Annotated in this window: 21 protein-coding genes; 8 read left to right on the plus strand and 13 right to left on the minus strand. The window is 55.6% G+C overall.

The window, feature by feature from the left end:
- Positions 1–53 precede the first annotated feature (53 nt).
- From DY252_RS18765 to DY252_RS18780, 4 genes are all read right to left on the minus strand, one after another.
- Positions 54–1289: an amidohydrolase family protein gene (locus tag DY252_RS18765; RefSeq protein WP_064789047.1), complete on the minus strand. Its 1236-nt coding sequence runs from the start codon at positions 1287–1289 to the stop codon at positions 54–56.
- Positions 1282–3846, minus strand: coding sequence for a branched-chain amino acid ABC transporter ATP-binding protein/permease (locus DY252_RS18770; RefSeq protein WP_082923494.1), 2565 nt, complete (start codon positions 3844–3846; stop codon positions 1282–1284). Before DY252_RS18770 ends, DY252_RS18765 begins: the two co-directional genes overlap by 8 nt.
- Positions 3846–4721 (minus strand): branched-chain amino acid ABC transporter permease, encoded by an 876-nt coding sequence (locus DY252_RS18775; protein ID WP_064789048.1) that lies wholly within the window; start codon positions 4719–4721, stop codon positions 3846–3848. The genes DY252_RS18770 and DY252_RS18775 overlap by 1 nt, the downstream gene beginning before the upstream one ends.
- Positions 4722–4826: 105 nt before the next feature.
- Positions 4827–6014: an ABC transporter substrate-binding protein gene (locus DY252_RS18780; RefSeq protein WP_174713886.1), complete on the minus strand. Its 1188-nt coding sequence runs from the start codon at positions 6012–6014 to the stop codon at positions 4827–4829.
- Between the two features lie 270 nt (positions 6015–6284).
- Here DY252_RS18780 and DY252_RS18785 point away from each other — a divergent pair, with 270 nt between their 5' ends.
- Positions 6285–6710, plus strand: a complete 426-nt coding sequence (locus DY252_RS18785; RefSeq protein ID WP_064789085.1) for a nuclear transport factor 2 family protein — start codon at positions 6285–6287, stop codon at positions 6708–6710.
- Between the two features lie 107 nt (positions 6711–6817).
- On the opposite strand, the gene DY252_RS18790 is transcribed toward DY252_RS18785, so the two are convergent.
- Positions 6818–7531 carry a GntR family transcriptional regulator gene (locus DY252_RS18790; protein ID WP_008889992.1) on the minus strand — a complete coding sequence of 238 codons (714 nt, stop codon included), beginning with the start codon at positions 7529–7531 and terminating at the stop codon, positions 6818–6820.
- A 140-nt stretch (positions 7532–7671) separates the two neighbouring features.
- On the opposite strand from DY252_RS18790, the gene DY252_RS18795 reads away from it, so the two are divergent.
- Positions 7672–9264, plus strand: coding sequence for a gamma-glutamyltransferase family protein (locus DY252_RS18795; RefSeq protein WP_082923495.1), 1593 nt, complete (start codon positions 7672–7674; stop codon positions 9262–9264).
- Positions 9265–9270: 6 nt separating this feature from the next.
- Here the strand turns inward: DY252_RS18795 and maiA are convergent, their stop codons facing one another.
- From maiA to hmgA, 3 genes are all read right to left on the minus strand, one after another.
- Positions 9271–9930, minus strand: a complete 660-nt coding sequence (maiA, locus tag DY252_RS18800) for a maleylacetoacetate isomerase (protein WP_231959722.1) — start codon at positions 9928–9930, stop codon at positions 9271–9273.
- Positions 9931–9951: 21 nt separating this feature from the next.
- Positions 9952–10971 (minus strand): fumarylacetoacetate hydrolase family protein, encoded by a 1020-nt coding sequence (locus tag DY252_RS18805; RefSeq protein WP_064789050.1) that lies wholly within the window; start codon positions 10969–10971, stop codon positions 9952–9954.
- A gap of 62 nt (positions 10972–11033) precedes the next feature.
- The gene (gene hmgA, locus DY252_RS18810; protein WP_064789051.1) at positions 11034–12404 is read right to left on the minus strand and encodes a homogentisate 1,2-dioxygenase; all 1371 of its coding nucleotides are present in this window, start codon (positions 12402–12404) and stop codon (positions 11034–11036) included.
- Positions 12405–12484: 80 nt separating this feature from the next.
- On the opposite strand from hmgA, the gene DY252_RS18815 reads away from it, so the two are divergent.
- Complete coding sequence (locus DY252_RS18815) at positions 12485–12913, plus strand: MarR family winged helix-turn-helix transcriptional regulator (protein ID WP_064789052.1); 429 nt, start codon at positions 12485–12487, stop codon at positions 12911–12913.
- Here DY252_RS18815 and DY252_RS22595 read toward each other — a convergent pair.
- Positions 12870–13427 carry an IclR family transcriptional regulator domain-containing protein gene (locus tag DY252_RS22595; protein ID WP_245960858.1) on the minus strand — a complete coding sequence of 186 codons (558 nt, stop codon included), beginning with the start codon at positions 13425–13427 and terminating at the stop codon, positions 12870–12872. The genes DY252_RS18815 and DY252_RS22595 overlap by 44 nt on opposite strands.
- Positions 13337–13762 (minus strand): helix-turn-helix domain-containing protein, encoded by a 426-nt coding sequence (locus DY252_RS22600; RefSeq protein ID WP_245960859.1) that lies wholly within the window; start codon positions 13760–13762, stop codon positions 13337–13339. The genes DY252_RS22595 and DY252_RS22600 overlap by 91 nt, the downstream gene beginning before the upstream one ends.
- A 199-nt stretch (positions 13763–13961) precedes the next feature.
- On the opposite strand from DY252_RS22600, the gene DY252_RS18825 reads away from it, so the two are divergent.
- From DY252_RS18825 to DY252_RS18840, 4 genes are all read left to right on the plus strand, one after another.
- Positions 13962–15020 (plus strand): TRAP transporter substrate-binding protein, encoded by a 1059-nt coding sequence (locus tag DY252_RS18825; RefSeq protein ID WP_064789054.1) that lies wholly within the window; start codon positions 13962–13964, stop codon positions 15018–15020.
- Entirely contained in the window at positions 15017–15553 is a 537-nt protein-coding gene (locus DY252_RS18830) for a TRAP transporter small permease (protein ID WP_064789055.1), read from the plus strand. The genes DY252_RS18825 and DY252_RS18830 overlap by 4 nt, the downstream gene beginning before the upstream one ends.
- Complete coding sequence (locus tag DY252_RS18835) at positions 15553–16866, plus strand: TRAP transporter large permease (protein ID WP_064789056.1); 1314 nt, start codon at positions 15553–15555, stop codon at positions 16864–16866. Before DY252_RS18830 ends, DY252_RS18835 begins: the two co-directional genes overlap by 1 nt.
- A gap of 104 nt (positions 16867–16970) precedes the next feature.
- Positions 16971–17423 (plus strand): GNAT family N-acetyltransferase, encoded by a 453-nt coding sequence (locus tag DY252_RS18840; protein WP_174713887.1) that lies wholly within the window; start codon positions 16971–16973, stop codon positions 17421–17423.
- A 64-nt stretch (positions 17424–17487) separates the two neighbouring features.
- Here the strand turns inward: DY252_RS18840 and hppD are convergent, their stop codons facing one another.
- Positions 17488–18600 (minus strand): 4-hydroxyphenylpyruvate dioxygenase, encoded by a 1113-nt coding sequence (gene hppD / locus DY252_RS18845; RefSeq protein ID WP_064789057.1) that lies wholly within the window; start codon positions 18598–18600, stop codon positions 17488–17490.
- A gap of 163 nt (positions 18601–18763) precedes the next feature.
- Between hppD and DY252_RS18850 the strand changes: the two genes are divergently transcribed.
- The gene (locus DY252_RS18850) at positions 18764–19234 is read left to right on the plus strand and encodes an Lrp/AsnC family transcriptional regulator (protein ID WP_008889980.1); all 471 of its coding nucleotides are present in this window, start codon (positions 18764–18766) and stop codon (positions 19232–19234) included.
- Between the two features lie 366 nt (positions 19235–19600).
- Here the strand turns inward: DY252_RS18850 and DY252_RS18855 are convergent, their stop codons facing one another.
- Positions 19601–20353 (minus strand): ABC transporter ATP-binding protein, encoded by a 753-nt coding sequence (locus tag DY252_RS18855; RefSeq protein ID WP_008889979.1) that lies wholly within the window; start codon positions 20351–20353, stop codon positions 19601–19603.
- Complete coding sequence (locus DY252_RS18860) at positions 20350–21111, minus strand: ABC transporter ATP-binding protein (RefSeq protein WP_063089072.1); 762 nt, start codon at positions 21109–21111, stop codon at positions 20350–20352. Before DY252_RS18860 ends, DY252_RS18855 begins: the two co-directional genes overlap by 4 nt.
- Position 21112: the final 1 nt, after the last annotated feature.

A 21112-nucleotide genomic window follows, 5' to 3' on the forward strand; every position in this document is an offset into this window, starting at 1 on the left:
TCCTCAGACAAAAAAGGGCAGCTTATCCGCTGCCCTTTTTTTATTAGTCTGACTTATGGTCGAAACAGCCTTGCCGCCGGATGTTCAAACGTTACCCGACCATCCTTCATGCCCCAGATCGGGCGGCTGATTTCGGAGACCACTTGTGCGCGGCTTTGGGCGGGCAGGACGATGAAGCTTGCGGCTTCGCCTACCGCGATCTTGCTGGATCGGCCGAGAAGTTTGGCCGGGGCGTCGGACACCATGGCAAAGCAGTTTTCAAGTTCGGCCTCGGTCGCGAGCTGACTGACATTGGCGTAAAGATTTGCCATGCGCGAAAGTGAACAGTCCCCATAGGGCGTAAACGGGTTCAGCACATTGTTGGTCGCAATCGTGCAGCACACACCATGGGCGGCAAACTTGTGTGCCGGGGCCACGCCGCAGGGTACGGAATGATCATGATCGCGCCCGGTCAGGAAAAGGTCGGTTGCGGGCAACACGGTCAGGCCGATCCCGGCATCGCGCATAATCGCAATCGTGTGTTCAAGTTCGGGTTTGGGCAAGACCGACAGTTTGGTCACATGCCCGATCATTACCCGCCCCTGCCAGCCAAAGGCGATGGATTGTTTCGCCACTTCATCCAAATGCCGCCAACTGGCATCAAGATCAAAATCAAGATGGAAATCCAGATCGACATCATAGTCGCGCGCCATTTCAAACAGACGCAGGATCTGACCATGTGGATCGGTATCCATATAGGGACAACCGCCCAGCAAATCGGCACCACTATCCAATGCTTTGCGCAACAGTTCCTCGGTACCGGGATAGTTAAACAGGCCTTCCTGGGGGAAAACGCAAATCTCGATATCCATTGCCCAGGTATAGTCGGCCTTAAGCCGCTTGATGGCGTTAAAACCGGCCAAGCCGATGCCCGGATCAATTTCGACATGGGTGCGCACCGCATTGGTGCCCTCTGTGATTGCCTTTTCAATCACGCGGGCACCACGGGCGTAAATGTCATCCTCGGTAAAGCCGCTTTTGGCGTTGGCGACGGCACTGATCGCGCCCTGAAGCGTGCCAGTTTCGTTTTTGGCACGATCCAGAATGCAGGCCTTATCAAGGTGGATGTGGCTTTCAACAAAACCGCAACTGAGCAACTGGCCCGCTGCATCAAAGCTTGGCGCATCAAAACTTGGCGCATCGCCCATAATCGACTGGGCGATTTCGACAATTTTTCCATCCGCCACGGCAAGATCGACAAGCGCATTCTCACCACTCAGGCAGGCGTTCCTCACCAGATAATCAAGCATTCTCGTGTGTTTCCTGTTTTGGTTTCTTATCGCCTTGTTCCGAGCCCCCCAGATAGGCGGCAATCAGGCGTTCATCTTTTCTAAGCTCAGATGCCTTGCCTTTGGCAACCACCTGCCCCTGTTCAAGGACATAAGCATAATCAGCGACCGAAAGCGCCATGGTCGCCATCTGATCGACCAGAAGAATGGTGACACCCTCGTCACGCAACTCGCCCAGAATGGCATAAAGCTCTTCGACCATGGCCGGGGCCAGACCAAGCGATGGTTCATCAAGCAACAGCGCCTTTGGCTTGGCGACCAGACCACGGGCAATTGCCATCATTTGCTGTTCGCCCCCGGACAAAAGACCAGCCGGGCTGTTGATACGATCACGCAGACGCGGGAAACGGTTCAGAATGGCTTCAAGCTCATCGGAACTGACAGGTTTGGGTTGCTTGTAGGCCCCCAGTTCGATGTTTTCGCGCACGGTCAGTTCCGGGAAGACCTGACGGCCTTCGGGCACCAGGACCAAGCCCTGTTCGACGATCTGATGCGGGGCAAGATCATGGATATATTCGTTGTTGAGAACGATCTTGCCATCCACGGGGCGCAGCAAACCGGCCAGTGCGGTCAGGAAGGTCGACTTGCCTGCACCGTTTGCGCCCAGCAGTGCGACCATTTCACCCTGACGGACCTTAAGATCGATGGAATGCAAAACGGGTGCTGCACCGTAACCAGCCGTGAGACGCAGGGTTTCAATCACCGGGGAGTCCCCGGCCTCAAACGGGATCGGGCGCGGGCGGGCCTTCATTTCACCATCGCCAAGATAGGCCGCAATGACCTGCGGGTCTTTTTGCACGGCCTGCGGGGTATCAAAGATGATCGGTGTGCCGGCATCAACGGCCAGAATCTGATCGGAAATGCCCATGACCATTTCCATGTCATGTTCGACCAGAACCACGGTAATCCCGGCATCGGCCAGCTGGCGCAGGAGTTTGGCGAGTGACACCTTATCGGCATGCATCAGGCCAGCAGCCGGTTCATCCAGCAACAACACACCGGGTTTGGTCGCAAGGGACCTTGCGATTTCAACAAGCCTGCGATCGACATGCGGCAGATCCCCGGCACGGGCATCGATATCGCCGCCATAGCCACAAAAGGCCAGAAGCCCGGCGGCATGGTTGCGGTTGGCGTCTGAGGCAATCGCACTGAACGGCTTGCCAAAGCGGCCAACCGGAATACCGGCAATCACATTGTCGATCACTGACATGTTTTCAAACAAACGCGTCGCCTGATAGGTACGCGCAATGCCATTGCGCGCGGCAAAATCGGTCGGCTTGCCAGCGATGTCCTGATCGCCGATGCAAACGGTTCCTTCGGTTGGTTTGTAAAAACCGCTGATGATGTTCAAAAGTGTCGTTTTACCCGCCCCGTTCGGGCCGATGATCGATGTGACATCGCCCGGCTTGGCGGTAAAGGAAACGCCATTGACCGCCTTCACCCCGCCAAAGGCAATCGACAGGTTTTCAACCACCAGACCATCTGATTTGGCATAGGCTTTCAATCCTGCCTCAATCTCGACCGCCGGCGTTGCGGTGACGCCGCGCTTGGTCAGCGGGATGAACCGTTCGATAACACCAACAATCCCGCGCGGTGCAATCAGCAACACGACAATCAAAAGTCCGCCAAAAATCAGCAGGCGATATTCGGCAAAATCCGCCAGCATTTCCGGCAACAAGACCGAAACCGATGCGCCGACCAGCGGCCCCAGCACCGTGCCCGCCCCGCCAAGAATGACGGCAAACAGATACAGGATCGACTGACTAAGCGGGAAGTTTGATGGCGCGATAAACATCATGAGCGGCGCAAACAAAGCACCGGCAAGCCCGGCCATGGCAGCCGCAATCGCAAAGCCAGTCGCCTTGACGGCAAAGGCGTTATAGCCAAGCGAACTTGCGGCAATTTCCGCATCGCGCATGCTGGTCATTGCCATGCCCCAGCCACTTGTTGCCAGACGACGGAAGGCAAAAAGCGCAACCCCGGCCAGAACGACACACAGCATCACAAGATCGCGTTCGCTAAACATATAGCCAAACAGCTCGGGCATCGGGAAACCCATCAGGCCGTTTTGCCCGCCGGTCAATGCACGCCATTCAATCGCGCCATGTTCGACAATAAAGGCAAAGGCAATCGTCACCATGGCAAGGAACGGCCCCGCCATCCGCACAGCCGACAGCGCCAAAACACAGCCTGCCAACCCGGCAATTACGGTGGCGGCAATCAGTGCCAGCCAGAAATTTAGCCCCGCCAGCGTCAAGGTCGCACTGGCATAGGCACCGATGGCAAAGAAGCCGACCTGCCCCAGCGATACAAGGCCAGTCAGGCCATAGAGAACATTCAGCCCCACACACAAAACCGTGGTGATGGCGACAAGGCCGATGACGAACTGGGTATAGCCGCCTGTAATGGCAACACCGATCAAGCCGGCGATGATGGCCGCCAGGATCGTCACATCAAGGGCGACGGATTTATTGAGTTTGGGCATGGGATTTTTAAGCTTCATATCGCGTTTCATCATCAGACCTTCTTGATCGCAGCACGGCCAAACAGGCCGCTTGGTTTGATGGTCAGAACCGCGATGACAAGCGCGAAGACGACGATGAAGGTGTAGGACGAGCCGAGATAGGTGGTCACACCGGCCTCGACCAACCCATAAATAAAGCCTGCCAACATCACACTATAGGCCGACGTCATGCCGCCCAGAATGGCCACCGCAAATGCCTTAAGACCAAACAGCGTGCCCATATCCGAATGCACCGAAAACAGCGGCGCAATCAGAAGCCCGGCACAGCCCGCCAACATCGATGAAATGGCGAAGGATCCGGTTACCATCAAAGTGGTGTTGATCCCCATCAGCTTGGCGGCCTGCTGGTTTTGCACGACCGCCAAAAGCGCACGGCCATGACGGGTCCGACGGAACAGCGCATTGAGCGCCAAGGCCACACCGATCGCGGCAACCGGGATCAGGATTTGTTGCGGATAGACACCCGTGCCAAACACGTTCCAGCTTTCACCGACAAGGGCGGATGGCAGGGTGCGGGGTTCGTTGCCGAAGGTAAACAGCACGGCATTATCAAGCAAAATGCCACCCGCGACGGTGGCCATCAGCCAGGCTTCGGAATTGCGCACGGCAAAGGGACGAACCAGGAAAAATTCCACCATAATCCCGGCAAGCCCGCAGCACAGAATGGCCAGCGGATAGCCGACAATGACCGGAAAGCCATATCGCTCGCAAAACACAAAGCCCAGAACGGCGCCCAGCATCACCATCGATCCTTGGGCGAAATTGACCTTCGAGGACACTGAATAAGTGATCTGGAAGCCAAGCGCGATCAGGCCATACATACTGCCCAGACCGATGCCGGTTATCAGAGCTGCGATTAAAAGTGTCATTGCCAGTTGCCTGCTTATGCCGTGCACGTAAGTGCATCATTTAAAATGGATAAATCCCCGGATGGCACGCATTGGGGAACGCGCCATCCGGGTTAGATAAAGTGTTTATTTGATCGGAATGATCTGGCCTTCGACGAAATGCGCGAAGGTGTAGTCTTCCGGACCAAGCGCATCCTGATCGTCCGGGGTGAACGGCGTGTCATAGGTTTTGATCATGCCTTCTACGCCGCTGATCTCGTACATGGCTTCGCGGATGGCAGGACCATCGGTTGAACCGGCCTTTTCAATGGCGGCTGCGATCAGAAGGGTCGCGTCATAGGCATTGGCAATGCCCGTTGCCGGGGTTACGTCGGCAAGGGTTTCGATCTCCGGGAATTTTTCCTGAAGTTTGACGAACATCGGATTGGCCGTATCGGTAAACAGATAGGTCTGGATGAAGTGGACCTTTTCGCCCGACTTGCCCGCAAGTTCGGTGAAGCGGCCACCGGCCGGACCCCAATGCGATGAAATCGGAACATCCCAGCCCATACGATCAAGCGACTTGATCACCTGTGCGGTGGGGGCGACGTTGGCGACAACAAACAGGGAATCCGCACCATTTTCCTTAAGACGGGTCAGCTGCGGGACAACATCAACGTCATTGGATTCAAACTTTTCGATCCCGGCATGGTCCATGCCGCGTTTTTCAAGCGCCTTGAGCAAGCCCTTTTCATTCGACTCCCCCCACGGGTTGTTGATCAGGATCATGCCCGGTCTCTTGGCGCCGTAATTGGCGATCAGATATTCGGTGATGGCTTCGTCGACATATTCATCAACGGCAGAAACGCGGAAGACATAGTTTTCATCCGCACCGTTTTTGGTGATCCCGGTTCCGGCAGCCCACGGGCCGATGAACGGGATTTTCTGCTGGTTAACGTACGGCACGATGGCAAAGGATACCGGCGTATCAAGACCGCCAATGATCGCTGCAACGCCTTCGCGCTGGGCCAGTTCACGGGCGGCAACCAGCCCCTTGCCCGGGTTGCTTTCATCATCACGCGATACAAGTTCAAGCGGCTTGCCCAGAACGCCACCCTCGGCATTGATCTTGTCCATCGCAAGTGTAATGCCGCGCGTGATGGCTTCACCCGATTTGGCCGACTGGCCGCTAAGGGCGGCAACAAGGCCAAGCTTAATGGTGTCGTCTGCACGGGCATCATGGGCAGGCAAAACTGCGGCGAACATCATTGCCGCAGCAGCGCCCAGAAGGGCGGCACGGCGTGTTATTCCTGGCAAAGGCGAAGAAATAGGCATGTGAGACTCCCTGATTATGTGTCTGCGTCGTCCGGCGTCGCAAATTGGGCATGCGCACCAAATCGTCATCGCACTGCAGCAAGCGACATGCCAAGAATCACAATCATTCAAAATCAGGGGCTTAGGCGTTTTCCCACCGCTTCGGAAAATAGAATTGCCTCATGTATACGCAGATTGCATGCAATTTTTGCATAAAATTAGTGCATGCAAAATTTCTGCACAGCGTTTATGCTGATGTCAGATCAATTCCCGAAAACAGAGGCCTTCGAAATGAGTGACCAAACAGCGGAAAATGTGCTCGATACCCTGCCGCCAGAGGCGCAGACGGTACGTGATTTTCTTGATGCATCCATGAAGCCCGACCCGGAACTGGCGGCGACATTCATGTCAGATGATGTTGTCATCACCTTTACCGATGGCCAGAAATACGATCATCCGTCGGGCACAACGGCCTTTAACGCCGCGCGTTATAAATGGGTGAAAAAGAAGTTTGGTCAGTTTGATGTCGCCCATACCAACGGCCAAACTGTTGTTTACAGCACCGGCTGGCTTTACGGCGAATGGCCGGACGGCACCCCTTTTGAAGGCAATCGTTATGTCGACCGTTTCGTGATTGAAAACGGCAAGATCATCAAAATGGATGTCTGGAATGAAAGTGCGGAACGCATCCTGATCCGCAAGGGCATCAAGGCCTGATCCGGACGGGAACCCGAATGATGCAGCCCAAACCAACCATCTGCCATCCGCACGCCACGCGCGAAGTCACGCGTGCGGCTGTTGATATGGCGATGGGGCGCCCGGGCTTAGCTGGTGCCGTCACGCACCTTTTTGGCATAGGGTTCCAGCGCATCAAGATACAAAAGCGGCCCGCTTTCCTTGGTCGTGAACAGGGCGCGGTCGGCAACCGCCGTCAGATGATGGCGCATCAGTTTGCGCGCCGCATCTTCGTCGCCCTTGGCCAGCGCCTCGATGATCTGGCGGTGTTCCTGAATGCCGCAATCGGTGGAATGCGGGCGAGCATAAAGCGACAATGTCAGGCCACAGCGATATCCGATTTCCTCGACATAGCGCAGCAAGACCGGGCTTCCGGCAAGGCGTGCCAGCAGGATGTGGAATTCGGTGGCAAGACGGATCGAAATCGGCTCGGACGCGTTTTCGGCTTCGACTTCCTTGGCAAGGTGGGCCTCAAGTTCGCCCAGAATTTCCGGGCTCATATTCTTGATCACCCGGCTGATGACAAGGTCTTCGATCTGGGTGCGCAGCTCAAAAAGATCGCGGGCTTCTTCAAGGCTGGGCTTGGCAACCGCAGCCCCCTTGTTGCGGCGAAGCTCGACCAGCCCTTCGGCGGCAAGCCGTTCAAGCGACTGACGAATAAGGGTTCGGCTGACGCCGAACCGTTCGCCAAGGGAATCTTCGGGCAGCTTCATGCCAGGCATCAGAACACGTTCGAGGATTGCCGAACGCAATGCCGAACTGATCATGTCCGTGCGATGCTTTGCCTTGTCCGCTGCTTTCATCCCGATCCGCCAAGTTTCTTGTTTCGATCACTTTATTGCCTGCGCCTGTATAAAGGATTGCATGCAATTTCGCCACAACCGATGCACGCATAACGCTAACCTGTTTGAAATCAATCCTTTTGGCTGAAAGAACCAAGCCTATGACCGACCATCAAACTGCCCCCGAACATCGTGCCATGGTGACAAGCCCCAGCACGGCGGCCAGCGAAGCCGGTGCGCAAGTCTTGCGCGATGGCGGCACCGCGATTGAGGCGGTCGTAGCCACCGCGGCGGTGCTGGCGGTAATATACCCGCATTTCTGCGGCATTGGTGGTGATGCGGCCTGGATGGTTTCAGACAACACGGGCAAGGTGCAGTCTTTCCTGGGTATTGGTCAGGCCGCCGAAAAAGGCGGCGATACAATCACGCCCGGCAGTCCCATTCCGCTGCGCGGTCCGGGATCGACATTGACCACGGCCTGTACGGTGGATTCCTGGCAACATGCGCTTGATCATTCGGTAACAAACTGGGGCGGGACCAAAAGCCTGTCGGAGCTGATCACACCTGCGATTGACCTAGCAGAAAACGGTTTTGCGATCAGTCCGTCACAATGCTTCTGGCTTGATTTCCGCAAAGAGGAAATCGCCAATTGGCCGGGCTTTATGGATCTTTTTACCCCAAATGGGCGGATGCCGCATGCTGGTGAAACCTTCTGTCAGCCGCAACTGGCGCAAAGCCTGAAACGCATTGCCGAATTTGGCGCGCGTGATTTTTATGAAGGCGGCCTTTCTGATCAAATCATCAAGGGCCTGTCGGCGGTTGGATCACCGCTCACCAAGGCGGACCTTGCGAAAACCCGGACCCGCACGGTGGACGCCGTATCACTTGATTATGGCGATGTGACCCTGTTTGCCCCGCCTGCCCCGACGCAAGGCTTGGCGACGCTGATGACCATGGGCGTGTTGCGCGAACTGGGTAAAAAGGACTGGGCCGAGGGAACGGCTGATCACTATCATCTGGTGGTTGAGGCGATCAAACGCGCATTTTTAAAGCGCGATCAGATTGCCGATCCCGCTTTTACCGATACCGATTTTGCAGCCCTTTTGGACCAAGCCGGGTTGGCCGAAGACGCCAAAGACATCTCGCCCACCAAGGCGCTTGAATGGCCCCATCCCTTCCGGCATGGCGATACGGTGTTCCTGGCCGCCAAGGACGCCAATGGCAATTGCGCAAGTGTCTTGCAAAGCACCTATTTCGATTGGGGCAGCGGAGTTGTCGCGGGCGATACCGGCATTGTCTGGCAAAACCGTGGCGCGGCATTCAGCACCGATCCCACCCACCCGAATACCTTCGCCCCCAGAAAGCTTCCGTTCTATACGCTAAACCCCGGCATGGCGCTGAAAGACGACAAACCGCATTTGCTCTATGGAACGCAAGGGGCCGATGGGCAGCCGCAAACCCTTGCCATGCTGCTAACCCGGTTACTGGACTTTGGCCTGTCCCCGCTGGACGCCCTTGCCAAGCCGCGCTTTTTGCTGGGCAAGACGTTTTCAGATGCCAATGACAGCCTGAAACTTGAAGTCGATGCCGGGGATGATGTGTTTGACGGGTTGGCCGCACGCGGCCACATCCTGCGCGCGATTGAACCGCAAAGCGCGCTGGCCGGTCAGGCGGGGATCATTCGCATCGATGATGACGGCTTTGTCGATGGTGCGCATGATCCGCGCAGTGACGGGATGGCGATTGGGATATAAGCCGACTTAACGCGGACACTGATCCGGATGCGCATCAGCAAAGGCATCCATCGCGTTACAACGTTGTTCTATCGCGCAAATCCGCGGAAGGTGAGCAAAGCTCACATTCCAGCGGCGCGCGTTATAAAGCTGCGGGATCAGGCAAATATCGGCCATGGACGGGCGGTCGCCATGACAGAATGCATCCTGTGAGGGGGTGCCGCTTTGGGCCAGCATGGCGTCAAACCCGGCAAGGCCCGATCCGATATATTTCGCCATCCATTCTGAGCGCGCCGCATCGCCGTCTTCGCCATGGGCCACCGCCATATCCATGACATGGCGCACCACACCGAGATTGCATACGGGATGAATATCCATGGCGATGGCGTGCGAAAGCGCACGTACCCGTTGGCGGGCGAGTGGTTCGGCGGGCAGAAGCCCCTGCCCCAGCCGTGTTTCATCAAGATATTCGATGATCGACACCGACTGGGTCATCATGACCCCGTCGATTTCAAGGGCCGGAACAAGACCCTGCGGATTGCGTTCAAAATGCGCTGTGATTTTGTGGCTGCCCGCCAGCAAATCCACAGGCACCGTCCGGTACGGAAGCCCCAACAGGCCCAGCGCAATCCGCACGCGATAACTGGCCGAGGACCGCCAATAGTCATAAAGAACGATCTCGCTCATGACCTCTCTCATGATTGGGCCTTATGGCTTGTATTGGCGGACAGTTTGGTCAATTGCGCCAAAGATCGATTGGCCCTTGGCATCAAGCATTTCAATTTTGACCTGATCACCAAATTGCAGGAAGGGCGTTTCGGCCTGCTCGCTTTCGATGGTTTCGATCATGCGGATTTCAGCAATGCAGGAATAACCAGCACCACCCGCGGCAACCGGTTTGCCCGGCCCACCATCAAGCTTGTTCGATACCGTGCCCGACCCGATGATCGACCCGGCACATAGTGGACGGGTGCGTGCCGCATGCGCCACAAGCTGGGCAAAGTCAAAGGTCATATCGATCCCGGCATTGGCACGCCCGAACGGCTTGCCATTAAGATCAACACACAGCGGCAGGTGAAGTTTGCCACCATCCCAGGCATCGCCCAGTTCATCGGGGGTCACTGCCACCGGGGAAAAGGCCGACGATGGTTTGGACTGGAAGAAGCCAAATCCCTTGGCCAGTTCGCCGGGGATCAAACCACGCAGCGACACATCATTGACCAGCATGATCAACCGAATGGCATCACGCGCCTGATCAAGGGTGGCGCCCATCGGAACATCATCGGTGATGACGGCAATTTCGCCTTCAAGATCAATACCCCAGGCGGTATCGGCCATCAGGATATCATCACGCGGCCCCAGGAAACTGTCCGAGCCGCCCTGATACATCAGCGGATCGGTCCAGAAGCTTTGCGGGATTTCGGCCCCGCGGGCCTTGCGGACCAGTTCGACGTGATTGACATAGGCCGAGCCATCGGCCCACTGATAGGCGCGCGGCAGCGGCGAATGCAATTTCGCGGTATCAAGGGTCACGCGCTTGGCAGGTCCGGTCCCGGCTTCGACATCATTTGCCAGATCCTGAAGGCGCGGCGCAACATCGGCCCAGTTATCAAGGGCGGCCTGAAGGGTGGGCGCAATCGCGCTGGCATCGACATATTCTGACAGGTCCCTGGTGACCAGAACCAGTTGGCCGTCGCGGGTGCCATTTTTAAGGGATGCGAGTTTCATTGTTTTTGTGCCTCCGGCATTCTTTTGATTAAGTCCTGAATGATTGTTTGGTCAGATCGCGGTTACGGGCGACCTTCCGGGGTGCCATCGAACTTGCGTTCCAGCCCCGACCAGCAATCAAGATAATCGTCCTGAAGCGTTTCCAGTTCGGCTGCGAATTTGGTCAGTTGCTGCGGATAGCGGGTCTCGAACATAAAGGCCATGGTGCCATCCAATTTCTGCGGGCCCAGTTCGGCATTGGATGCCTTGTCAAAGCCGAATGCATCCGGCCCATGGGCCAGCATCATGTTATGCAGGCTCATGCCGCCGGGAACGAACCCTTCTTCCTTGGCATCATATTGTCCGCAAATCAGGCCCATGAATTCCGACATGATGTTGCGGTGATACCAGGGCGGGCGGAAGGTATTTTCCGCCACCATCCAGCGCGGCGGGAAGATCACGAAATCCACATTGGCGGTGCCGGCCTCGTCCGTGGGCGCGGTCAGCACGGTAAAGATCGACGGATCGGGATGATCAAACAGGATCGCGCCAACTGGCGAGAAGGTCCGAAGATCATATTTGAACGGTGTGTAATTGCCATGCCATGCGACGACATCCAGCGGCGAATGGCCGATTTCCGTCACATGGAACTGCCCACACCATTTGACCAACACCCGGCACGGGGTTTCCTTATCCTCGTAGGCGGCGACAGGTGTTTTGAAGTCACGCGGATTGGCAAGGCAGTTGGCCCCGATCGGACCACGTTCGGGCAGGGTGAATTTGGCCCCATAGTTTTCACAGACATAACCACGCGCACCACCATCAATGCCAGCGTCCAAGATGCTGACCTTAAACAGGATGCCGCGCGGGATCAGTGCGATTTCAAGCGGCGCGACATCCATGATGCCAAGTTCGGTAAAAATCCGAAGCGTGCCACTTTCCGGCACGATCAGCAGTTCGCCATCGGCATTGAAGAAATAGTCATCGACCATATCGGTGTTACAAACATAGACATGGCTTGCCATGCCGGTCTGGGTCATGGCATCGCCAGCGGTCGTCACCGTGCGCATGCCAGAAATGAAATCAACCGCGTCTTTTGGCATCGGCACCGGATCCCAACGCAACTGACCCAGCGCAAGGCTGTGATCATTCAGACAGGGTGCGGTTTTCCAAAGCGGCCGGTCAAGGGCGGCAAAGCGGCCGTTATGTTTGACACTGGGCCGAATACGATAAAGCCATGAGCGTTCATTGGTGCCACGCGGGGCGGTAAAGGGCGATCCGGAAAGCTGTTCGGCATACAGGCCATAGGCGCATTTTTGCGGGCTGTTTTGCCCCTGGGGCAGCGCACCGGGCAGACTTTCAGTTTCAAAATCATTGCCGAAACCGGGCATGTAACGCAGATCGTTGGCAACGCCTTTTTCGGCGGTTCCGGTGGGCGTGTTGTGATCCGTCATTGCCTTTTTCCTACCAATTCCTGATATAGTTACGTTCGTAACTGTAATTTTTGTAACTATCAAACAGGCTTTTGAAGCCCATGAAATCCGAATTCGATCTGCACAGCTTTCTGCCGTTTTTGATGCACCATGCCAGCGAGAAGGTCAGTCTTGGCTTTCGCGAGATTTATCGCGACCGGTATCGGATGACGCGTTCCGAATGGCGCGTTCTGGCGACCCTTGGCCAGTATGGCGCGCTGACGGCGACCGAAATCGTGACCCATACCGGACTGCACAAAACCAAGGTTTCGCGGGCTGTTTTTTCCATCGAGAAACGCCGTTGGTTGAAACGACGCCAGGATGAAAAGGATCGCCGCATTCATCGATTGGAGCTGACAAGCCAAGGTGTTTCGGCATTTCAATCACTGTGCGCGGCTGGCATCGCCTATGACCGGAAAGTGCGCGACTTTCTGGGCGAGGATGAATTCAAACGTCTTTCGGACCTCCTTGAGAAGCTGAAGGATCTTTAGCATCGGGTTCGATTTCGGCCCGCGGCTTGCCGCCCCAACTGTCGGTGAAACCGGCAATCGCCCCGACAAATTCATCAAATGCCGGTTGCCCCGGCTGAAAGTAGCTGGCCTTGGGGTTCATCAGGGTGACGCAACAGGCCACCGCCCCGTCCAGATTATAGACCGGCGCACTGATCGCCGATAAACCGGGCACGATATCGCCTTCAATCACGGCGGCACCGCGTTGTTTGGTGTCGGCAATCAGCCGATCAACCGTTGCATCATCCCAATGCAGGATTTCCTGTTCGGCGCGAATGACATGTTCGATTGCGCTGCGCGGCATGCTGGCAAGGAAGGCCTGCCCGGTTGCAGACCGCAAAAGCGGCATCACCGTGCCAAGCCCCATGGTCGAAATGATCGGTGGACCGCCATGTTCGGTACGGATCAGCACCGGGCCGCGTTCACCCCAGATCGCCAGATGCCCCGATGATCGCAAATCAATCGCCAGATTGCGCAACAAACGCCCGGCGCGCATGACCACATCATTGCGTTCAATCGCCGATACCCCATCCGCAACGCCATCGGGCCAAGACCATAAAGCCCCGTCATATCGTCCTGCCAGGCAAGGCCGATGCGCACCAGACTGGCAAGATAGCGATGCACCTTTGCCGCCGGCATGCCGACCGCATCTGCAAGGTCCTTTAACGGGACGGGGAATTTGAAATCGCACAAGGCAGCGATGATCACACCACTGACCTCGACCGACTGAATGCCTTTGCGCTTGTCAGCGGCATCAACCACATCGGCTCCATCGACAATATCAATCTCGTGATCGGCAGCCGGGATATTTTTGGACGAGGCTTTGGTCAAAATTTACCTGCATAAATTTCATATTGCGTAATTGATTATATATATCATAATTCCAATTCAAAGAAAAAACAGCATCCAAGCAGGATCAGATACCGCCACCCAGCGCATGAAAAGCCTGCTGACGATGGCAGGGCAAAATCATTGCCCTGCCAGCAAAACGCATCATCAAACGCATGATCAAAAAAACAGGGAGAGAAACATGAAGCATCGGAAACTTCGCCAAACACTGCTTGGTCTTATGACCGGGGCAACCATTCTGGCGGGTGCGGGCATCGCGCATGCGGCCGAGATCACCCTTAAAGTCAGTCACTATCTGCCGCCCAGCCACGGCTTCCAGAAAGACTTCCTTGAAAGCTGGGGCAAGCAGCTTTCGGAAAAGACCGGCGGCAAAGTTGACGTCGAAATTTATGATGCCACATCGGCCTTTGGCAAAATCGACCGTCAGGCCGATCAGGTGCGTGCAGGCGTTATGGATATGGCCGTGGGCCTGAATGGCATTCCGCGCGACCGCTATCCGGCAGCCTCGGTGATTGAACTGCCGTTTCTGGTGAAATATGCCGATTCCGGGTCGGAAACCCTGTGGCAGCTTTACAAGGAAGGCCTTCTTGGCAGTGACTATCAGAACTTCAAGGTCCTTGGCCTGTTTACCCATCCGGGTGGCCTGATCCACACCCTTGATACACCAGTCAAATCGCTTGAGGACCTTAAGGGCCTGCGCCTTCGCACGCCAAGCCCGGCGATTTCGGCAATGCTGGAGTCCTTTGGGGCATCCCCGGTCGGCCTGCCGCCCTCGGCCATCTACGAAAACCTGCAAAAGGGCAATATCGAAGGCCTGGTTGCCACCTGGGATCTGGTCAATGCGGTCAAGGCCAATGAACTTTTGAAATATCACACCGATGCCGCGGCCTATACCGCCGGCTTTTATTTCGTCATGAATCAGAAAAAATATGACAGCCTGCCCGACGACGTGCGGGCCGCAATTGACGAAATTTCCGGCGATGTCCTTGTCGGTAAATTTGGCGACTGGTGGGACAAATGGGAAGCCGTTGGCAAGGCCGATGCGGAAAAACACGGCAATGAAATCATCACGATTGATGATGCCACCCGCGCCGAATGGCAGGAAGCATCCCAGCCGATGATCAAGGAATACCTTGCCAGCCTGAAGGACAAGGGCGTTTCTGACCCCGAGGCCATCTATCAGCGCGCGCAGGAGCTTATCGCGGAATTTGATGCCAAATATCACGCTGGCGACAAATGACCCAACCGGCTGAGAAATTCGGTGGATCGCGGCTTTATGCCGCGGTTCACCGCACTGACCGTTTTATGAATGGACTGACCGACATTCTGGCATTTGTTGGAATGTCGGCCTTGATCGGTGCGATTGCCATTGTGGTTGTCGATATCGTCTGGCGACGTATTGGCGGCCAATCAATGGTGGGCGCGGTTGATCTGACACAGTTTTGCGTCATGGCGGCCGCATCATGGGCGATCCCCTATGCCTTTAGCGCGCGCGCCCATGTCACAGTTGATCTGGTCGGCAAGAACCATCTTCGTTTCCTGTTTCGCATTATCGACATCCTGATCCCGCTTTTGTGCGCCGGGTTGATGGCGTTCCTGTTTTACCTGTCATGGGGACGGGCCATGGAACAGTGGAGCTATGGCGATGTTTCGCAGAACCTTGCGATCCCGATGATCCTGTTCTGGGGATTCCTTTTAAGCGGCATGGCGATATCGACACTGGTGTGTCTGGTGCATTTCCTGAAATTGCTTTTAACCAACGAGAATAATTGATGGCGGCCGAATGGGCGGGATTGATCGGGTTTGTTGCAGCACTTGCGATGGCCCTTCTGCGTGTACCGGTTGCCGTGGCGATGGCGGTTGTTGGCATCATTGGTACGCTTCTTCTGACGGACTGGATGTCGGCAGTTTATGTGATGGCAAGCCTGCCGTTTGAGGCCATTTTCCCCTATGGGCTTTCGGTTGTGCCGCTGTTCATTTTCATGGGCGTGTTTGCGTCACATTCGGGGCTCTCGGGCAATCTGTTTCGCGGTATCACCGCGTTTTCCGGCCATCGACCGGGCGGCTTGGCCGCATCAAGCATCGGGGCCAGTGCCGTCTTTGGCGCGATTTGCGGATCATCACTTGCGACCTGTGCCACCATGGGGCGGGTGGCACTGCCCGAAATGCGCGAACGCGGCTATGCCAAAAGTCTTGCCGGGGCATCAATTGCCGCGGGCGGCACGCTTGGCGTTCTTATTCCGCCGTCGATCCTGCTTGTGATTTATGCCCTGATGACCGAACAGTCGATTGGCGCATTATTTGCCGGTGCGATGATCCCGGGGCTTTTGGCGACCGTGCTTTATATCGTATCGATCCGTATTCAGGTGATGCGTGATCCGTCGCTTGCACCGGTCAGCACCTATGTGCCCTGGTCACAGCGCTGGGGCGCGCTTTTGCAGATGTGGGATGCGATCATTCTGATCATTCTGGTGATTGGCGGGATTTATGCCGGTCTGTTTTCCCCGACCGAGGCCGCAGCCGTTGGCGCGGGGGCGGCATTGTTGTTTGCCTTTATGCGCAAACGCCTGACCTGGTCGGTTTTGCGCACAGGTATTCGCGAAACAGCCGGTATGACCGGGATGATTTTCCTTATTCTGGTGGGGGCGGCACTTTTCAATTTCTTCATTGAAACCAGCGGACTGACCCAGACCTTGGTCGACTGGATCACCACACAGGGCTATTCGCCACTTGTCGTTTTGATCGCGCTTCTGGTGTTTTATGTCGTGCTGGGATGTTTCATGGACAGTCTTTCCATGATCCTTCTGACCGTGGTTCCGGCCTATGGGGTGATTACCGGGGTTGGCTATGACCCGATCTGGTTTGGTGTTGTCCTGGTATCGGTTGTTGAAATCGGCCTGATCACCCCGCCAATTGGCATGAACCTGTTTATCATTCAGGGCGTTTCACCGGACATGAAGATCACCACCCTTGCGCGCGGCATCCTGCCATTTCTGGCGGCTGACTTTGTGCGGGTAATCCTGATGATTGCAATCCCGGGTCTGGTTCTGTGGTTGCCACATATGCTGGGATTTGGTGCCTACTAACTACGTCACCTTGTTTTCGGCACAGCAAGCTGAAACAATCAAAACACATTGTTTCCCAAACGCCACCATAAGAAATTATGGTGGCGCAACTGATTGGAAAGCACATGATCCGCCCCGCAAAACCCAGCGATGAAACCGCCATCCGCGAGTGCGCCATCTCGGCTTATCAGCAATATGTTGCCGTGATCGGGCGAAAGCCGGCCCCGATGTCCGCCGACTTTGCGGCACAAATCAGCGCCGGCCACATTCATGTCGCAACCGATGACGACGACCGGCCCGTTGGCTTTGTTGTTTTTTACCCGGATGACGATACGACCATGATGCTTGAAAACATTGCGGTTACGCCCGCGCAAAATGGGTGCGGTATTGGCAAACGCCTGATGGCCGTCTGCGAGGAAACCGCACGGCAGCAAGGGTTTTCGCGTGTCCGTCTTTATACCAATGAAAAGATGTCGGCGAATTTATCGATTTACCCGCATCTTGGTTATGTCGAAACAGACCGACGCACGGAAGACGGCTTCAAGCGCGTTTATTTTGAAAAGCAGCTGCCCGCTTAGCGGCGCCAAAAGCAAAAGCCCGGATTGATGTCATCCGGGCTTTTGTAAAATCAATTGCCGATGATTATTCGGCGGCATCCACCTTCAGCACGCCACGGCGGATCTGGTCTTCTTCGATGCTTTCAAACAGGGCGCGGAAATTGCCCTCGCCAAAGCCTTCGTCGCCTTTGCGCTGAATAAACTCAAAGAAGATCGGGCCGATCACGGTTTTCGAGAAGATTTGCAGCAGGATCTTGGTCGTGCCGCCATCAACCACCCCTTCGCCATCAATCAGGATGCCGTGGGTTTTCATGCGGTCAATCGGCTCTTCATGACCATGCACGCGTTCGTGCGATTTTTCGTAATAGGTTTCCGGGGGACCTGGCATGAATTTCAGATCATTGGCGGCAAGCTTGTCAGTGGCGTCATAGATGCCGTCGGTTCCGACCGCGATATGCTGAATGCCTTCGCCCTTGTATTTGCGCAGGTATTCTTCGATCTGGCTTTTGTCATCGGTCGATTCATTGAGCGGAATTCGGATCTTGCCACAGGGGGACGTGATCGCGCGGCTGACCAGACCGGTGATTTTGCCGGCAATGTCAAAGAAGTGGATTTGCTTGAAACCAAACAGGTCGCGATAGAAGTCCCACCATTTATCCATATTGCCGCGATAAACGTTATGGGTCAGGTGATCGAGGTAATAGAAACCAACCCCTTCTGGCTTTGGATCGCGTTCGCCCAGCCAGTCAAATTCCGCGTCATAAGCCGAACCGGTTTCGCCGTATGTGTCGATGAAATACAGCAATGACCCGCCAATGCCGACGATGGCCGGGACATCAAGCGTTTTGTCATCGCCCAAATAGGGTTCTGCGCCCTTGGCGACCGCATGATCAAAGGCATGTTTGGCATCAACCACGCGCCATGCCATCGACGGTGCGCACGGCCCGTGTTTTTCGACGAACTTCATGCCGTGCGAGGACGGCTCGGCATTGAGGATGTAGTTGATATCGCCCTGACGCCAGACAGTGATGTTTTTGGTTTTGTGTTTGGCAACCGGGCGATAGCCCATGCGGTCAAACAGGGTTTCGAGCTTGTCGGCCTCTTCATGGGCGAATTCGACAAACTCGAACCCGTCGGTTCCGGCCGGGTTTTCATCGCTTATGGTTGCGCGCGGGGCATCATGCGGGAACGGACCCATTGGAAGTCTCCTTTGATTGGCACATTCGAATGATTGGAATTATTCGAATTCTTGTTATGTCCCAATCGTGCGCCAAACCGCGTGCAACGTGCGTGCATTTAGGCTTGCTTTTCGGAATTCTTTGCATAAATCATGCATTAGACAATCATTTGGCGCGTGAAACATGCAACTGGACCGACTGGACCTTAAACTGCTGGCGGAACTGCAAAAGGATGGCCGTCTGACAAACAATGATTTGTCAGAACGCATCGGCCTTTCGGCATCACAATGTTCGCGCCGCCGTGCGCGCCTTGAAGACGACAAGGTCATTCGCGGATACAGGGCCGATATTGACCGGCAAAAGATGGGCATGGGGTTGCTGGTGGTGATTTCGGTGACACTTGCCACCCATAACCGCGACAATGCCAAACGGTTTGCCAGACTGTTGGCCGATTTGCCCGAAGTGCTTGAGGCATTCTCGCTGACCGGGGAGATGGATTACCACCTTAAGGTCGCGACCAAGGATCTGGCCGCACTTTCGCATTTCGTCAATGAGGTGCTGTTGCCCCATGACTCGGTCCAGCATGTGAAGACATCGATTGTTCTGAATGTGCTGAAGGATTTCGAGGGGCTTGCTGTCGATCCGGATCTTTGAGCCATAAAAAGGGAAAAGGCCGCGCCCCGAAGGCACGGCCTTACCTGTCCCGAAACTCCCCTTACAAAAAAGTTTCGGTGACGCCCCCCTGTATTGAGGGTCAGGACCCATCAATTTGATTTAAATGGCAGACGTTATATTTGTGAAATCCAAGGAAAAGCCCGCAGGGCGGGTCGGTATCCCGCACAAGGGATTTGACGCCGGAGTTTGCAAATATAACGTCTGTCCTTCGGATTAACCGGATTTGCACGGGCTACTTTGTCGTAAAACCTTGAAAGATAAATATCTTTCGGCGGCTTTGCTCCGCGTATCCGCACAAATCCGGTCAACCATTAAAACCAAATTGATGGGTCCTGACCCTAATCACTAGATGGCAAGGTACTGATCGCGCAGTTCCTCGTTATCCAGAACAGCCTGCGCGGTGCCGTCGAAGACGATCTCGCCGCTATCCATGATAATCGCGCGGTCGGCCAGTTTCAGGGCTGCAATTGCGTTCTGCTCGACAATAATCGTGGTGATGCCGAGTTTCTTGACGTTTTGCAGGGTCTTTTCAATTTCCTGAACAATGACCGGTGCCAGACCTTCGTAGGGTTCATCCAGCAGCAAAAGCTTGATATCACGGGCCAGTGCACGCCCGATCGCCAGCATCTGCTGTTCGCCACCGGAAAGGGTGATGGCTTCCTGTTCCGCCCTTTCGCCAAGACGCGGGAACAGTTCATAGATGCGCTGGATCGACCAGCCATGCGGCTCGGCAATCTGGGCCAGTTCAAGGTTCTGCTGAACCGTCATGCCCGGAATGATGCGACGATCTTCGGGCACAAGTTGCAGACCCAGACGGGCGGCCTGCCATGCCTTCATTTCGTGCAATGGCTGGTGATCAAGCCAGATTTCACCGTGTTTGAGTTCCGGGTCACCCATGCGGGCGAGCGTGCGGAGTGTCGATGTCTTGCCCGCCCCGTTACGCCCGAGAAGGGCGAGAATTTCGCCCTCGCGGACGTCAAAGGACAGCCCCTGAACGATATAGCTTTCGCCGTAATAGGCATGGATGTCATAGACCGAGAAAAACGCCGGATCTCCACCCTGTTTACGGACGGGTTCCTGTTTTGGCAAAGCGTTCATACCGTTTCCCCTCCGAGATAGGCTTCCTTGACCCGTGGGTCGTTACGTACTTCTTCCGGCGTGCCTTCACAAATGATGGCACCCTGGGCCAAGACGCTGATGCGATCGGCAAGACTGAAGACAACATGCATGTCGTGTTCAATGATCACCTTGGTCATGCCGCGCTCCTTGATCCGTTTGAGCAGATCAATCGTGCGGTTGGTGTCATGGCGCGACATGCCAGCGGTTGGTTCATCGAGCAGGAACAGTTTCGGCTGCTGGCCAAGGCACATGGCAAGTTCAAGACGACGTTTGTCACCACGCGACATCGAACCGGCAAGATGATCCTTGTGCTGAAGCAAACCGACATCTTCAAGAAGGTGCTCGGCATGTTCGCGGACTTCTTTTTCCGCAAACAGGCTGCTGAGGAAGTTCATCTTGAAAATGCCTTCGCGCTTGGCAAAGGCCGGAACCATCACGTTTTGCAAAAGCGACAGTTCCGGGAAGATTTCCGGCGTCTGGAAAACACGCGCGACACCAAGCTGGTTGATCTCGTGCGGTTCCTTGCCGGTCAGAACCTGATCGCCAAGCAACACACGACCGCGGCTGGGTGCCAAGCGCCCGACAATCACGTTCAGCAATGTCGATTTGCCCGCACCGTTTGGCCCGATGATCGCGTGCACGGTGCCTTCCTTGACCCGAAGGTTGATATCGGAAAGCGCCTGCAGACCGCCAAAGTTCTTGTCGACGTCGGTGACGTCAAGAATGTATTCGGACATG

The sequence above is a fragment of the Thalassospira indica genome (assembly GCF_003403095.1).
GTDB lineage: Bacteria > Pseudomonadota > Alphaproteobacteria > Rhodospirillales > Thalassospiraceae > Thalassospira > Thalassospira indica.